The 14,959-nt window shown below is 60.4% G+C and carries 13 protein-coding genes; 2 read left to right on the forward strand and 11 right to left on the reverse strand.

From position 1 onward, the window contains the following. Nucleotides 1-3 precede the first annotated feature (3 nt). From PCPL58_RS18540 to PCPL58_RS18550, 3 genes are all read right to left on the reverse strand, one after another. Entirely contained in the window at nt 4-831 is an 828-nt protein-coding gene (locus PCPL58_RS18540) for a substrate-binding periplasmic protein (protein WP_065350115.1), read from the reverse strand. Nucleotides 832-947: 116 nt separating this feature from the next. Then, a complete protein-coding gene (locus PCPL58_RS18545; protein ID WP_003366683.1) occupies nt 948-1,877 on the reverse strand; it encodes an electron transfer flavoprotein subunit alpha/FixB family protein in 930 nt (309 codons plus the stop codon). Further along, on the reverse strand, nt 1,878-2,627 hold the full coding sequence (locus PCPL58_RS18550; protein ID WP_003366681.1) for an electron transfer flavoprotein subunit beta/FixA family protein: 750 nt from the start codon (nt 2,625-2,627) through the stop codon (nt 1,878-1,880). 519 nt (nt 2,628-3,146) lie between these two features. On the opposite strand from PCPL58_RS18550, the gene PCPL58_RS18555 reads away from it, so the two are divergent. Then, nucleotides 3,147-4,802 carry an electron transfer flavoprotein-ubiquinone oxidoreductase gene (locus PCPL58_RS18555; RefSeq protein ID WP_065350116.1) on the forward strand — a complete coding sequence of 552 codons (1,656 nt, stop codon included), beginning with the start codon at nt 3,147-3,149 and terminating at the stop codon, nt 4,800-4,802. Between the two features lie 51 nt (nt 4,803-4,853). Here PCPL58_RS18555 and PCPL58_RS18560 read toward each other — a convergent pair whose 3' ends face one another. Then, entirely contained in the window at nt 4,854-5,759 is a 906-nt protein-coding gene (locus tag PCPL58_RS18560) for an AraC family transcriptional regulator (protein WP_003433116.1), read from the reverse strand. A 179-nt stretch (nt 5,760-5,938) separates the two neighbouring features. Here PCPL58_RS18560 and PCPL58_RS18565 point away from each other — a divergent pair, with 179 nt between their 5' ends. Beyond that, on the forward strand, nt 5,939-6,991 hold the full coding sequence (locus tag PCPL58_RS18565; RefSeq protein ID WP_003366675.1) for an NAD(P)-dependent alcohol dehydrogenase: 1,053 nt from the start codon (nt 5,939-5,941) through the stop codon (nt 6,989-6,991). Between the two features lie 11 nt (nt 6,992-7,002). Here the strand turns inward: PCPL58_RS18565 and PCPL58_RS18570 are convergent, their stop codons facing one another. The 7 genes from PCPL58_RS18570 to leuB all read right to left on the reverse strand — a co-directional run bounded on the left by PCPL58_RS18570 (nt 7,003) and on the right by leuB (nt 14,829). Then, a complete protein-coding gene (locus PCPL58_RS18570; protein WP_065350117.1) occupies nt 7,003-7,812 on the reverse strand; it encodes an IclR family transcriptional regulator in 810 nt (269 codons plus the stop codon). A gap of 79 nt (nt 7,813-7,891) precedes the next feature. Next, nucleotides 7,892-9,202 (reverse strand): MFS transporter, encoded by a 1,311-nt coding sequence (locus PCPL58_RS18575; RefSeq protein WP_065350118.1) that lies wholly within the window; start codon nt 9,200-9,202, stop codon nt 7,892-7,894. Between the two features lie 322 nt (nt 9,203-9,524). Next, nucleotides 9,525-10,673 (reverse strand): galactonate dehydratase, encoded by a 1,149-nt coding sequence (dgoD, locus tag PCPL58_RS18580; RefSeq protein WP_003366667.1) that lies wholly within the window; start codon nt 10,671-10,673, stop codon nt 9,525-9,527. A 69-nt stretch (nt 10,674-10,742) separates the two neighbouring features. Then, nucleotides 10,743-11,378, reverse strand: coding sequence for a 2-dehydro-3-deoxy-6-phosphogalactonate aldolase (locus PCPL58_RS18585; protein ID WP_065350119.1), 636 nt, complete (start codon nt 11,376-11,378; stop codon nt 10,743-10,745). A 1-nt stretch (nt 11,379) separates the two neighbouring features. Then, a complete protein-coding gene (locus tag PCPL58_RS18590; RefSeq protein ID WP_065350120.1) occupies nt 11,380-12,384 on the reverse strand; it encodes a 2-dehydro-3-deoxygalactonokinase in 1,005 nt (334 codons plus the stop codon). A gap of 179 nt (nt 12,385-12,563) precedes the next feature. Further along, on the reverse strand, nt 12,564-13,676 hold the full coding sequence (gene asd, locus PCPL58_RS18595) for an aspartate-semialdehyde dehydrogenase (RefSeq protein WP_002552957.1): 1,113 nt from the start codon (nt 13,674-13,676) through the stop codon (nt 12,564-12,566). A gap of 70 nt (nt 13,677-13,746) precedes the next feature. Next, a complete protein-coding gene (leuB, locus tag PCPL58_RS18600; RefSeq protein ID WP_003366657.1) occupies nt 13,747-14,829 on the reverse strand; it encodes a 3-isopropylmalate dehydrogenase in 1,083 nt (360 codons plus the stop codon). Nucleotides 14,830-14,959: the final 130 nt, after the last annotated feature.

Genomic DNA, 14,959 nt, shown 5'->3' on the forward strand with positions numbered 1-14,959 from the left:
TCCCTACTTGTTGGGTGCGCTGGCGCTGGCGGGTTGCAACAGTTGGGCTTTCCACAACTCCAGGTTGTGCCTGATGACATCGCCCGCAAGGCCAGAGGCGGCCGATTCTGTCATCTTTTTCGCCAGCTGTCCGCGCAACCATGGTTCATTGCAGGCCGAGTTGAACGACAAGGCCAGATAGAAACCCGGCGTATCGACCGGTATAGGCTGTGCCGTCAGGTCTTTGGAAAGACCCAGCGTCTGCACCATGACCATACCGGCATAACGCCCGGCAAGCACGTAATCCACCTCACCCAATGCCAGCTTCTGAAAGGCAGGTGTGAGTGCGGGCAGGCGCTCCAGGGTCAGATTCTGTCTGGCCAGCACCTCGAAGGAAGGCGTCAGGCGGGTCTTTTCCGACATGGCGCCGGGATGGCCCTGCAGCTCGCTCACAGCATTGAACGGCACGCTGTGATCGTGACGCGTCCAGACCATGATCTCGTTCTGCACGATCGGCGGATGAATGTAATCCAGCGCTTCGAGTTGTGCGACATTCAATGGCGCGTCAGCCAGCAGGTCCATGCGCCCGGTGCGCACCTCTTCGAGCGCCTGAGTGCGCTTGCCGCCATACAGAAATTCGACCTTGATACCCAGCTCGCCTGCCGCCTGGGTGAGCAGATCGGCATTGGCCCCCATCAGGTGGCGCGGATCCTGGGGATCACGCCACAGATACGGCGGCGCGTCCGGGCTGCCGGTCACGATCAGACGCTCGCACTTGCCTGCGGCGGATGCCAGCGTCGGCAGCGTGATCAGCCCGAGGAGAAGCGAAGACAGCAGCCGGGAATGCACCATGAAAAGTCCTTTCGATACGCAATAAAAAACCCGCTTCATCCAGGCAGGCGCACCGTAAACCGCTGGTGCGCAAACCCCGAATGGAACGGGTTCTCTTTATAGTGGAAGCGCGTGGCTTAAACCAGCTTCTCCAGCTCGGGGATGGCTTCGAACAAGTCAGCCACCAGACCGTAATCGGCGACCTGGAAGATCGGCGCCTCTTCATCCTTGTTGATCGCAACGATCACCTTGGAATCCTTCATACCGGCCAGATGCTGAATGGCGCCGGAAATACCGACTGCGATGTACAGCTGAGGAGCAACGATCTTGCCGGTCTGACCGACCTGCATGTCGTTGGGTACGAAACCGGCATCGACCGCAGCTCGGGAAGCGCCCACTGCCGCACCGAGCTTGTCGGCCAGCGTGTACAGGTGCCTGAAGTTGTCGCCGTTCTGCATGCCGCGACCACCGGAAACGACGATCTTGGCCGCGGTCAGTTCCGGACGATCGGATTTGGCCAGTTCTTCACCGACGAAGCTGGACTTGCCGGCATCGTGAGCAGCCGACACCGCCTCGACAGCGGCCGAGCCACCCTCTGCAGCCACCGGGTCGAAGCCGGTGGCACGTACGGTAATGACCTTGACCGCAGCCGTCGACTGTACGGTGGCGATGGCATTACCGGCATAGATCGGACGAGTGAAGGTGTCAGCGGAAACCACTGAAACGATCTCGGAGATCTGATCGACATCCAACTGAGCAGCGACGCGCGGCAGGATGTTCTTGCCATTGGACGTTGCCGCAGCCAGAACATGGCTATGGCCTGCAGCCAGCTCCACGACCAGCGGTGCGATGTTTTCAGGCAGTTGGTGCGCGTAGGCTTCGTGGTCGGCCACCAGCACTTTCGTCACACCGGCAATTTTGGCGGCGGCGTCGGCAACGGCGCTCACGCCGGACCCGGCCACCAGCAAATGGATGTCACCGCCGATCTTCTGGGCAGCAGCAAGGGTGTTGAGCGTAGCCGGGGCTACGGTCGCGTTGTCGTGTTCAGCGATAACCAGGATCGTCATTTAGATTACCTTCGCTTCGTTTTTCAGTTTCTCGACCAGTTCGGCCACCGACTTGACCTTGATGCCGGCGCTGCGTGCAGCCGGCGCTTCAACCTTGAGGGTCTTGTTGGTCGAGGCCGTGGAAACGCCCAGCGCCTCCGGGGTCAGCACTTCGAGCGGCTTTTTCTTGGCCTTCATGATGTTGGGCAGTGACGCGTAGCGTGGCTCGTTCAGACGCAGGTCCGTGGTCACGATGGCTGGCAGGCTCAGGGAAACGGTCTGCAGGCCGCCGTCGATTTCGCGGGTCACGGCAACCTTGTCACCGGTCACTTCAACCTTGGATGCGAACGTACCCTGCGGGTAGCCGCTCAACGCAGCCAGCATCTGGCCGGTCTGGTTGTTATCACTGTCGATGGCCTGTTTGCCAAGGATCACCAGCTGTGGCTGCTCCTTGTCGACCACGGCCTTGAGCAGCTTGGCCACGGCCAGAGAAGTCAGCTCCTCGGCGGACTCGACCAGCACGGCGCGGTCGGCACCCAGCGCCAGGGCGGTACGCAGTTGCTCCTGAGCCGTGGTCGGACCGATGGTGACGACGACGATTTCGGTGGCTACACCCTTCTCTTTAAGGCGAACAGCCTCTTCAACGGCGATTTCGCAAAACGGGTTCATGGACATTTTGACGTTGGCAAGATCGACGCCGGAGTTGTCCGCCTTGACGCGAACCTTGACGTTGTAGTCGACCACTCGTTTGACAGCTACAAGAACCTTCATGGATTCCTCACTCTCCGGTGAAAAGAAGTCGCCCGGCGGCACCAGGCGATCGATATGTGTCCTCAACAAGCAATCGCAATGCGTGCAGGCCACCCGGACGACTTTAAAAAGCCATATAAAAGCCGGGAGTCACCCGTCAAGCAGCGGCTGGGTGTGTAAAATGCGCCGTGCGACGTTGACCTGTTGCCTGCAGCGCGTCTGCCTGATGCCTTTTGAGAGATTGCCCGCAATCCGGAAACCTCGTTTCAGCCTACGGCAAACGCAAAACCGCCCGTATATTGACCGCAACGCCTTTTCCGGTCAATACGCCAAATCGGCCAGTTCCGAGTCTGGTGTCTTTGATTTATCTGGCCTGCGGCCGATTCAAACAAACGTTTGTATTGGACCCGTGCAGTGGTGTAGATATAATGCGAACCATTAAAAGACGGGACGGTTCAATACCTCCATGCGTCGGCCTGCAGCGACCAAAAAAGCAGTGCCCATAAAAACACCGTGAGCCTTGAGAGTAGGAGATAGCCTGTGGAACGCGAATACATGGAATTCGACGTCGTTATCGTCGGAGCCGGCCCGTCCGGGCTTTCTGCCGCTTGCCGCCTTAAACAGAAGGCCGCTGAAGCTGGCCAGGAAATCAGCGTCTGCGTGGTGGAAAAAGGCTCCGAAGTCGGCGCGCACATCCTCTCCGGTGCGGTATTCGAGCCCCGCGCGCTGAATGAACTGTTCCCCAACTGGCAGGAACTGGGCGCTCCGCTCAACACGCCGGTCAAGCGCGACGACATCTATATGCTGCGCGATGCTGAAAAAGCTCAGAAAATACCGGACTTTTTCGTCCCCAAGACCATGCACAACCATGGCAACTACATCATCTCGCTGGGCAACCTGTGCCGCTGGCTGGCTCAGCAGGCTGAAAACCTCGGTGTCGAAATCTATCCTGGCTTTGCCGCTCAGGAAGCGCTGTTCGACGAAAACGGTGTAGTGCGCGGCATCGTCACCGGGGATCTGGGTGTCGACCGCGAAGGCAATCCGAAGGAAGGCCTGTACACCCCCGGCATGGAACTGCGCGCCAAGTACACGCTGTTCGCCGAAGGCTGCCGTGGTCACATCGGCAAGCAGCTGCTCAAGCGCTTCAACCTCGACGACGAAGCCGACGTGCAGCATTACGCTATCGGCCTCAAGGAAATCTGGGAAGTCGACCCGGCCAAACATGAACAAGGGCTGGTGGTGCACACCGCAGGCTGGCCGCTGGACGATGCCAATCCGGGCGGCTCGTTCCTGTACCACCTGGAGAACAATCAGGTAGTGGTCGGCCTGATCGTCGACCTGTCCTACAGCAACCCGTACCTGTCGCCGTTCGACGAGTTCCAGCGCTACAAGCACCACCCGGTCGTCAAGCAATACCTGGAAGGCGGCAAGCGCATCAGCTACGGCGCCCGCGCGATTGCCAAGGGTGGCTTGAACTCCCTGCCGAAAATGGTCTTCCCCGGCGGCGCGCTGATCGGCTGCGATCTGGGCACGCTGAACTTCGCCAAGATCAAGGGCAGCCATACGGCCATGAAGTCGGGCATGCTGGCCGCCGATTCGGTGGCCGACGCGCTGCTGGCCGGTAAGGAAGGTGGCGACGTGCTGACCTCCTACGTGGATGCCTTCAAGGCCAGCTGGCTGCATGAAGAGCTGTTCGCCAGCCGCAACTTTGGCGTGGCGATCCATAAATATGGCGCGATCAAGGGTGGCGCATTCAACTTCATCGATCAGAACATTTTCGGCGGCAAGCTGCCGTTCACCCTGCACGACACCAAGCCGGATTACGCCTGCCTCAAGCTGGCAGCCGACTCGAAGAAGATCGATTACCCGAAACCCGACGGCAAGCTCAGCTTCGACAAGCTCAGTTCGGTGTTCCTCTCCAGCACCAATCATGAAGAGGAACAACCCTGCCACCTGAAGCTGACCGATCCGAGCATCCCGATCAGCAAGAACCTGCCGCTGTACGACGAGCCGGCTCAGCGTTACTGCCCGGCTGGCGTGTATGAAGTCATCACCAAGGAAGACGGCGAGAAGCGCTTCCAGATCAACGCGCAGAACTGCGTGCACTGCAAGACCTGCGACATCAAGGACCCGTCGCAGAACATCACCTGGGTAGCACCGGAAGGCGCTGGCGGACCTACTTACCCGAATATGTAATGAGCCGCAGCAAGCCTCAATAGAGAAAGCCCCTTTCGGGGCTTTTTTTATTCAGGCAGGGACACGCAGATTGCTGCTCTCCTCCCCCGGGCTGCGCTCGAAGTAGCGCTTGTATTCACGACTGAACTGCGACGCGCTTTGATAGCCGACCTTCAACGCGACCTGCGCCACCCCCAGGCCCTCGGCCACCAGCAATTGCTGAGCCTTGAGCAGGCGCAGACGCTTGAGGTATTGCACCGGCGACAACAGCGTGCTGCGCTTGAAATGCTCATGAAAGGTCGACGTGCTCATGTTCGCGCAACTGGCCAGCGTGTCGACGTTCAGTGCGTGATCATAATGCTCATGCAGGTAGGTCACCGCAGAAGCAATTCGTGCGAACTGCCCCTGCTGCTCGACCAGCGCACGCAAAACCCCTGACTGCGGTCCGCGCAGCGCGCTATACAGCACCTCGCGAATCCGTGCCTGGCCCATGGCCTGACACTCCAGCGGATCATGCAGACAACGCAGCAGACGCTCGACACTGTCGCGCATGCTGTTGTCGATACGCACCGAGGTCATCGATTCCGGCGTCTGCACCTGACTCTCCTGGCCGGTGACCGGGCCCATCGCCTGCACCAGCTCACCGAGCAATACCCGGTCGATGGCCACTGAAACGCCGTAAAGCGGCTTTTCCGGAGTAGCGAAGGTTTCACACTTGAACGGCACAGAGAGCGCCTGAATCAGGTAATGCCCGGTGCCGTATTCGAACGTGCGCGGCCCTAGGCACGCGACCTTGCTGCCCTGTACCACGATCATCAGGCTTGGCTCGTAGATCTGCGGGCTGCTGGCGACATAACCAAACGCCGAAAGCACACGTACCTCCGGCAACGGCGTCGCGACGAACCCCGGGCGCACCGCCAGCGGCTGGATCAGGGACACAAGGGTGGCATTGCCATCCAGCACAACAGGTAAGTTCATGAGCACCGCCTGACAGAGAAACAGACAGTCATATAATCGCAGATTTGCGCCTCAGCGCCGACCCCGAACTATCAGACCGGAGGAATAGGCATGAAACACGGAGGATTCACCATAGCCGCGAAGGGCCCGTATCAGGACAATGGTTCGCCTCTCTTCCGTCACACCTTGCGAGGTCAAACATGTACACAGCTATCGGTTACGCCGCACAGTCAGCTACCGCACCCCTCGCCCCGATGACCTTCGAACGTCGCGCTCTGCGTGCCGACGACGTTGCCATCGAAATCCTTTATTGCGGCGTCTGCCACTCCGATATTCACCAGGCACGCAACGAATGGGGCATCGCCGTCTACCCGCTGATGCCGGGCCATGAAATCGTCGGTCGTGTCACTGCCACCGGCAGCAGTGCAACCCAGTACCAGGTCGGTGACATGGTCGGTGTCGGCTGCATGGTAGATTCGTGCCGCGAATGCTCGGCTTGCAAATCAGACCTCGAGCAGTATTGCCTGGAAGGCCCGACCATGACTTACGCCACGCCAGACCGCGTGGACGGCAGCAACACCATGGGCGGTTACTCGAACAGCATCGTGGTCGCCGAGCACTTTGTCGTGCGCGTCCCGGAAAAACTCGATCCGGCCGCCGCTGCACCGATTCTCTGCGCAGGTATCACCACTTATTCGCCGCTCAAGCACTACGGCGTCAAGGCTGGCGACAAGGTCGGCATTCTGGGCATGGGCGGCCTGGGCCATATGGGCATCAAGTTCGCCAAAGCCATGGGCGCTGAAGTGACCCTGTTCACTCGTTCCGCCGCCAAGGCGCAGGAAGCGCGTCGCCAGGGCGCAGATCATGTGATCGTATCCACCGACGCTGAACAGATGAAGGCTGCTGCCGGGCACTTCGACTTCCTGCTCGACACCATTCCGGTCCAGCATGACCTGAACCCCTACCTGGAAACCCTGCGTTTCGATGGCGTACATATCCTCGTCGGCCTGATCGAGCCGGTCGAGCCGCCGGTACATGCAGCCAATCTGGTGATGAGCCGCCGCGTGCTGGCCGGTTCGTTGATCGGTGGTATAGCGGAAACTCAGGAAGTACTGGATTTCTGTGCCGAAAATGACATCACCTGCGACATCGAGATGCTCGATATTCGCAACATCAACGAAGCCTACGAGCGCATGCTGGCCGGTGACGTGAAGTACCGCTTCGTGATCGACATGGCCACGCTGAAGGCCTGATCGACTGCCGATCAGCCGCCAAGATCGGCCGAGAGTTCCGCTGCGATGGTTTTGATCAGCGGAACCAGCTCGGCCATCTTCTCCAGCGGCATGTAGGGCACGGTACTGGCGACACTGATGCCGGCAACGATCTGTTTGCTGGCATCACGTACCGGCGCTGCAACACAACGGATCGACGGTTCGTTGTCCTCCAGATCGAATGCATACCCCCCTTGTACATACTCCTCGCGCCGCGCCTTCAACTGCTCCCAGGTTTGCTGCTCATGAGCAGGCCATAGCGGATTTCTACCTGTGCTCGGCATGCTGATTTCATACAACCGTTGCCACTCGGACTGAGCACTGTCCAGCAGCAGCGCCTTGCCGATACCGGTGCGCACCAGCGGCATCCGATGCCCGACCCGCGAACGCATTTCCGGACCATTGCGACCGGGATTCTTGTGCAGATAGAGCACGTCGTCCCCTTCCCGCACTGCCAGATGCACGGTATCGCCGGTCAGCTCCGACAAGCGATCCAGATACGGCCGGGCGAGCATCGCCAAGGGCACCTCTTCACGCGCCTGAAATCCCAGTTCGATCAATTTCGGGCCGAGCAGATAGCCCACCTGAGGAACGACCCGCAGGTAACGCTCCTCGACCAGGCAACTGGCCAGGCGGTGCGTGGTACTGCGCGTGGTGCCGATCAGCCGGGCGATCTCCTTGAGGTCCCGTGCGCCACCGGCAACCGCCTGCACCACCCCCAGCCCGCGCAGCAAGGTCTGAGTCCCGGTGGGTACGGAATCCTTGCCGGTGATGTTTTCAGGGGTGATCGAATCGTTGTGCATGAGAGGCCTTGCTCGGATCAAAAGGGTTCGGATCGAAAACCGGCGGCATTATCGCCGCCTGAGTCCAGAGACGTCGACATCAGAGCTCGATACGCTCCACTTTCCCTACCAGCAGGATGTACGACAGCGCGCCCAACAGTGCCAGGACCGAAATGTAGGTGATGGCAGGCGCGAACGAGTCTCCCGATGCCAGAAAGCCGATCACGATCGGGGTGGCGATGGCAGAGAGGTTGCCGATGAAGTTGAACGTGCCACCGGTCAGGCCCAGCAGGCGCGCCGGTGCCAGGGTCGAGACCAGCGACCAGGTGATCGACGCCAGGCCGTTGCCGAAGAACGCCAGCGCCAGAAAGGTGATCACCAGCGGCGTCGAGTCGACGAAGTTGGCACCGATGATCGAGGTCGAGATCAGCAGCCCGGCAATGATCGGCAGCTTGCGCGCAAAGCCTACGCTATGCCCGCGGCGGATCAGCCAGTCGGAGAAGAAGCCCGAGCACAACACACCGACAAACGCGGCGAGGAACGGCAACGACGCCAGCAGGCCAGACTTGATGAAGTCCATGCCCCGGTATTTCACCAGGTAGGTCGGGAACCAGGTCAGGAAAAACCACAGCGTGGAGTTCAGGCAGAACTGCCCCAGGTAGATGCCCCACAGCTTGCGTTTGCTCAACACAATGCTCAGGTCCAGCCAGCTGAACGCCTGCTTCTGTTTTTCGACATCCTTCTGGATGTCCACCAGCCCGCCGCCCTTCTGGATCAGCTCGATTTCCTGCTGATTGACGCCTTTGAAATCACGTGGCTCGCGATACACCGTGTACCAGATCACTGCCCACAGCACGCCGACTCCCCCTGTAGCGACAAACACCATGTGCCAGCCGTAGTGCGCCTGCAACCAGGCCAGCACCGGGGTCAGAAACGCCAGGCCGACGAACTGCCCGGAGGTATAGACGCCGATGGCAGTGGCCCGCTCGCGCTCGGGAAACCAGGTGGTGACTACGCGGCTGTTGATCGGATAGGCAGGTGCTTCCAGCGCGCCGACCGCCATGCGCAGTACGAACAGGGCGATGAAGCTGGCGGCGAAGCCGAGCATGATGGTCGAGATGGACCACAGCAGCAGGGCTGCGGTGTAGAGAATGCGTGGCGGCACGCGGTCCACCAGCCAGCCACCGGGCAGTTGCATGGCGGCGTAGGTCCAGCCGAACGCAGAAAAGATCAGCCCGACATGCACCGGGTCAAGGCCCAGTTCGGAGGTCAGCGCTGGTGCGGCAATCGACAGGTTGCTGCGGTCCAGGTAGTTGATCACCACCGTGATGAACAGCAGCACCATGATAAAGAAACGTTTGCGGGACGGCGTCACCAGGGATGCCGCACCCTCCAGAGTTCGAGTGCGCATGGAATGTAGCCTCTTGTTGGATTTATTGAGGTCTGTGTTTCGATATAACTGAGCTGAAGGCACGCCGGTTCTCGTTCCCGCGCAGAGCGCTCATCGTTATGCACCAGTGCGCTTTTGATTCTGGCCAAAGGCCGTGGGAGCGAACGTGCTCGCGAAGACATTGTTCAAACGAAACATTTTCAGAGAACACGTCGGCCTTTTCGCGAATACGTTCGCTCCTACGCCCTGCGGGCAGAAGCCTGAACGCCCATTTTCCGGGCTCTTCAGGGCTTATGGATGGCGATGAGCGCAGAGCGCCGAAACGATTAGCGGAGTTGTTGTTCTACCACTCCGCAAAACTGCCATCCGCATGCCGCCAGATCGGGTTGCGCCAGCGGTGGCCGATGGCGGCGCGTTCGATGACGTACTCTTCGTTGATCTCGATGCCCAGGCCGGGGCCGTTGGGGATCTTGACCATGCCTTGGTCGTAGTCGAAGACTTCGGGGTGCTTGACGTAGTCGAGCAGGTCGTTGCTTTCGTTGTAGTGGATACCCAGGCTCTGCTCCTGGATGAAGGCGTTGTAGCAAACCGCGTCCAGTTGCAGGCACGCTGCCAGCGCGATAGGCCCCAGCGGGCAATGCAGCGCCAGCGCGACGTCGTAGGCTTCGGCCATGTTGGCGATCTTGCGGGTTTCGGTAATGCCACCGGCGTGCGAGGCATCGGGCTGGATGATGTCGACGTAGCCTTCGCTCAACACGCGCTTGAAGTCCCAGCGCGAGAACAGCCGTTCGCCCAGCGCAATCGGCGTACTGGTCAGCGGTGCCAACTCCTTCAGTGCTTCATAGTTCTCGCTGAGCACCGGTTCTTCGATGAACATCAGCTTGTAAGGGTCCAGCTCCTTCATCAGCACCTTGGCCATCGGCTTGTGAACCCGGCCATGGAAGTCCACACCAATGCCGACATTCGGCCCAACGGCATCACGCACAGCGGCCACGTTGGCCAGCGCCAGGTCGACCTTGTCGAAGGTGTCGAGAAACTGCAGCTCTTCGGTGCCATTCATTTTCACCGCAGTAAAACCGCGCTCTACCGCCTCCTTCGCGGCGCGTGCCGTATCGGCGGGCCGATCACCGCCGATCCACGAATAGACGCGAATCTTGTCACGTACCTGACCGCCGAGCAGGTCACTGACCGACACCCCCAGCGCCTTGCCCTTGATGTCCCACAACGCCTGATCGATGCCGGCCAGCGCACTCATGTGGATCGCGCCGCCGCGGTAGAAGCCGCCGCGGTACAGCACGGTCCAGATGTCCTCGATGTTGCGCGGATCCTTGCCGATCAGGTAATCGGAAAGCTCTTCCACCGCGGCAGCAACCGTGTGCGCGCGGCCTTCGACCACTGGCTCGCCCCAGCCGACAACGCCCTCGTCGGTCTCGACCTTGAGGAAGCACCAGCGCGGCGGAACGATGAACGTGGTGAGTTTGGTGATTTTCATGGGTGCGGTTTCTCTTGTTGATTCTCTTGTTGGATAGCGGCTGCTGCACGGCGGCGTCTGCTGCGCCGTTCAGTCTGCAAGCGCTGCGCTGTGCTGCTTCCAGGCCGCCACATAAGCCTGGGCACGCTCTGTGACGTCTGCGACGCTCATGCCGGGTTTGAACAGCCCGGAGCCCAGGCCAAAACCCTTCACGCCGGCGTCGAGAAATACCTTCATGTTGTCCGGCGAAATACCCCCGACCGGCAGCAGAATCGTGCCCTTGGGCAGGACAGCCAGCCACGCCTTGACCACCGCCGGCGACATCTGCTCGGCAGGAAACAGCTTGAGCACATCAGCGCCTTCGGCCAGCGCGGCAAAGGCTTCGGTCGGCGTCGCGACCCCTGGCGACAGGAACAGCCCGGCCGCCTTGGCCGCACGCAGCACCTTGGCATCGTTGTGCGGCATGACAATCACCTGCCCGCCGGCGTCCTTGACCTGAGTCACCTGTTCAGCGGTGAGCACGGTGCCAGCACCGATCAGGCAATCGGCAGGCAACTGCTGACGCAACAGGCGGATGCTGTCGAACGGTTGCGGGGAGTTGAGCGGCACTTCGATGACCCGAAACCCCGCCTCGTACAGCACATCGCCCATGGCAGGTGCTTCTTCGGGGCGCAGGCCGCGCAGAATCGCGACCAGACCATTTTCTTTCAATGCTTGCTTGAGCATGTCAAACCTCTCGAATGTGTTGGGACGAGCGGCGCGCGATCAGGCCGGCCTGAACGGCGACCTGCCAGAGGCCGCGCTCGGTCGCCTGCTCGGCCAATGTCACCCCGGGAAAGCCACAAACGGCCAGCCCGCGCGCATAGCGCGTGCACAGCGAATCGCTGCCGATGAGGATCACCGCAGGCAATTGTTCGTGGTTGTGCAGATGCAGCCTGGCGATGGCGCCCAGTTCATGGCCAATCAACAGGCCGGAAAGATAGTCAGGTTGCGCACTGGCAGCCAATTGCCCGGTCAGGCCGAGCGTTCGTGTGCTGAAAATCGTCGACAGCGGCCCCGCAGAGCCCGCGTCGGACAGGGCAATCGACAAGCCGCGGTCAAACGCCTGCTCGTCGAACGCCTCCGAAGGCTGCATGGTGCGTCCCAGAATGGTGTGCGCGCAGAGCGCGGCGTAGACCTCGCCGGTCATGAAGGTATCGAAGTGAACGATGCGACCCCGTTCTACCTGCACCCATTTGGAGTGGCTGCCGGGCAGACCGATCAGCAGAGGCTGGCTGCCCTGCCCGTCTTCGCGCCCTGCCAGCACACCCAGCACCTGGGTTTCTTCGCCACGCATGACGTTGGGCAGGGTCGAGCGCTGCAGGACGCCGGGGATGATGTGCACCGTCACGCCGCGCATGCTGCGCACCGTCTGCAACGCTGCGCTCAGCTCATTGACGCTGGCCGGCGTTTCCCGGTAGGCCGCCTCGCGCCAGCCCTGTGCGCTGCCGACCATGCCACAGGCAATCACCTGCAGGTCCGGCTGGGCATCGAGCCAGTCGCCGCACGCCTGGTCAAAGGCCAACTCGAAACCGTCACTGCAGAACTGCCCCGCGATCAGCCGCGGCGTGGTCGGCAACTGCATGATGCCCGCGCTCAATGCGCGCTGTTCCAGTACCTGGCCGTGTTCGCCAAGTCGATAAGCACGAAGTGAGGTTGTCCCCCAATCGAGCGCGATCAATTGCGCCTGCATTGCGTCACCTGTTGTTTTTTTGGAAGTGAGTGCAGGACGACTATAAACCTGTTGTTACACTTATCTCAATATGTAAATTTCAATCCCATATATAGGGACAAAAGGCGATCAATCAAAAGTATCAGGCATTAAAAAACCCGCCATCCTTTCGGAAAGCGGGTTTGCTGTAAAACCGAGCCTCAACGCTCCAGCAGGATTCTCAGCATGCGACGCAGCGGCTCCGCAGCGCCCCACAACAGCTGGTCACCCACGGTAAAAGCGCCCAGGTACTGCGAACCCATGTTCAGTTTGCGCAAACGCCCCACAGGAATGCTCATGGTCCCGGTCACCGCCGTCGGGCTCAGCTCATGCATGCTGGCTTCGCGATTGTTCGGCACCAGCTTGACCCACGGGTTGTGCTGGCTGATCAACCCTTCGATGTCCGCAATCGGCACATCCTTGTTGAGCTTGATGGTCAGCGCCTGACTGTGGCAGCGCATGGCGCCGATGCGCACGCAGATGCCGTCCACCGGGATCGGGCTCTTGAAGCGACCGAGGATCTTGTTGGTCTCGGCCTGGCCTTTCCACTCTTCGCGGCTCTGGCCGTTTGGCAGCGCCTTGTCGATCCACGGGATCAGGCTGCCCGCCAGTGGCACACCGAAGTTCTCGGTAGGGAATGACTCGCTGCGCATGGCTTCAGCCACCTTGCGGTCGATATCCAGAATGGCGCTGGCCGGGTTGGCCAGATCATCGGCCACCGAGGCATGCACCGCGCCCATCTGTCTGATCAGCTCACGCATGTTCTGCGCGCCGGCGCCGGAGGCTGCCTGATAGGTCATGACATTCATCCACTCGACCAGACCGGCATCGAACAGGCCGCCCAGCCCCATCAGCATCAGGCTGACGGTGCAGTTGCCACCGATATAGTTCTTGGTGCCCGCGTCCAGTTGCTGGTCGATAACCTTGCGGTTGACCGGATCCAGCACGATGACCGCGTCATCCTGCATACGCAGGCTGGACGCCGCATCGATCCAGTAACCCTGCCAGCCCGCTTCGCGCAGCTTGGGGAACACCTCATTGGTGTAGTCGCCACCCTGGCAGGTCAGCACCACGTCCAGGGTTTTCAGCTCGTCGATGCTGTAGGCGTCTTTCAGGGGCGCAACATCCTTGCCCACCGAAGGCGCCTGGCCACCGACATTGGAAGTAGTGAAGAACACCGGCTCAATGAGATCGAAGTCCTGCTCTTCCCGCATCCGCTGCATGAGCACGGAACCGACCATGCCACGCCAACCGATCAGACCTACACGTTTCATCGCAACTACACCTTGAATAAAAGTGGGACCGCCGCTCTGCGCGTACACAGCAGGCGGCGGGCCAGAGAGATTACAGATTCCGCAGCGCGGCGACTACCGCATCGCCCATTTCCTGCGTACCGACTTTGACTTTGCCTTCCGACCAGATGTCGCCGGTGCGGATACCCTGATCCAGAACCAGGCTGACAGCCTTTTCGATGGCGTCGGCCGCATCGGTCAGATTGAAGCTGTAACGCAGCATCATCGACACCGACAGAATGGTCGCCAACGGATTGGCAATGCCTTTGCCGGCGATGTCCGGCGCCGAGCCGTGACATGGCTCGTACATGCCCTTGTTGGCCGTGTCCAGCGAGGCCGACGGCAGCATGCCGATGGAGCCGGTGAGCATCGACGCCTGATCGGAGAGGATGTCGCCGAACAGGTTGTCGGTCACGATCACATCGAACTGCTTGGGTGCACGCACCAGTTGCATGGCGGCATTGTCGACGTACATGTGGCTCAGTTCGACTTCAGGGTAATCCTTGGCGACCTGCTCGACGATTTCACGCCACAGCTGGCTGGACGCAAGTACGTTGGCCTTGTCCACCGAGCAGAGCTTCTTGCCACGCACCATGGCCATATCGAAACCGACCCTGGCAATGCGGCGGATCTCGCTTTCGCTGTACGGCAGCGTGTCGTAGGCCTGACGCTCGCCATTATCCAGCACCCGCGTACCGCGTGGCGCACCGAAGTAGATACCACCGGTCAGCTCGCGAACGATCAGGATATCCAGGCCGGCGACGATTTCCGGCTTCAGGCTCGACGCGTCGGCCAGTTGCGGATACAGGATCGCCGGACGCAGGTTGCCGAACAGGCCCAGTTGCGAACGGATTTTCAGCAGACCGCGCTCAGGACGTATGTCGCGCTCGATGGTGTCCCATTTCGGGCCGCCGACTGCACCGAGCAGCACGGCGTCGGCCGCACGGGCACGATCCAGGGTTTCATCGGCCAGCGGCACGCCGTGCTTGTCGATGGCCGCGCCACCGATCACGTCGTGGGTCAATTCAAACCCCAGTTGATACTTTTCGTTGGCCAGCTCCAGCACCTTGACCGCTTCGGTCATGATTTCCGGACCAATACCATCACCTGGGAGAATCAGAATCTGCTTGCTCATAACATCCTCGATTTTGTGCATCGGCGTCTTTGACAACGCCTGCTTGAAACGCTCAATACCACAGAAAATTTAGCGTCCGGCCAAAACACTTTTGCCAGCAAGGCGCAATTGCACCTTACTGGCAAACATG

It is taken from the genome of Pseudomonas cerasi, from assembly GCF_900074915.1.
GTDB classification, from domain to species: domain Bacteria; phylum Pseudomonadota; class Gammaproteobacteria; order Pseudomonadales; family Pseudomonadaceae; genus Aquipseudomonas; species Aquipseudomonas cerasi.

Excerpts from the sequence above, each read along its gene's own strand:
- dgoD (WP_003366667.1), bottom strand. The coding sequence starts at position 10,673 with ATGAAAATCACCAAACTCACCACGTTCATCGTTCCGCCGCGCTGGTGC.
- leuB (WP_003366657.1), bottom strand. The coding sequence starts at position 14,829 with ATGAGCAAGCAGATTCTGATTCTCCCAGGTGATGGTATTGGTCCGGAA.
- PCPL58_RS18540 (WP_065350115.1), bottom strand. The coding sequence starts at position 831 with ATGGTGCATTCCCGGCTGCTGTCTTCGCTTCTCCTCGGGCTGATCACG.
- asd (WP_002552957.1), bottom strand. The coding sequence starts at position 13,676 with ATGAAACGTGTAGGTCTGATCGGTTGGCGTGGCATGGTCGGTTCCGTG.
- PCPL58_RS18550 (WP_003366681.1), bottom strand. The coding sequence starts at position 2,627 with ATGAAGGTTCTTGTAGCTGTCAAACGAGTGGTCGACTACAACGTCAAG.
- PCPL58_RS18570 (WP_065350117.1), bottom strand. The coding sequence starts at position 7,812 with ATGCACAACGATTCGATCACCCCTGAAAACATCACCGGCAAGGATTCC.
- PCPL58_RS18575 (WP_065350118.1), bottom strand. The coding sequence starts at position 9,202 with ATGCGCACTCGAACTCTGGAGGGTGCGGCATCCCTGGTGACGCCGTCC.
- PCPL58_RS18560 (WP_003433116.1), bottom strand. The coding sequence starts at position 5,759 with ATGAACTTACCTGTTGTGCTGGATGGCAATGCCACCCTTGTGTCCCTG.
- PCPL58_RS18590 (WP_065350120.1), bottom strand. The coding sequence starts at position 12,384 with ATGCAGGCGCAATTGATCGCGCTCGATTGGGGGACAACCTCACTTCGT.
- PCPL58_RS18565 (WP_003366675.1), top strand. The coding sequence starts at position 5,939 with ATGTACACAGCTATCGGTTACGCCGCACAGTCAGCTACCGCACCCCTC.
- PCPL58_RS18585 (WP_065350119.1), bottom strand. The coding sequence starts at position 11,378 with ATGCTCAAGCAAGCATTGAAAGAAAATGGTCTGGTCGCGATTCTGCGC.
- PCPL58_RS18545 (WP_003366683.1), bottom strand. The coding sequence starts at position 1,877 with ATGACGATCCTGGTTATCGCTGAACACGACAACGCGACCGTAGCCCCG.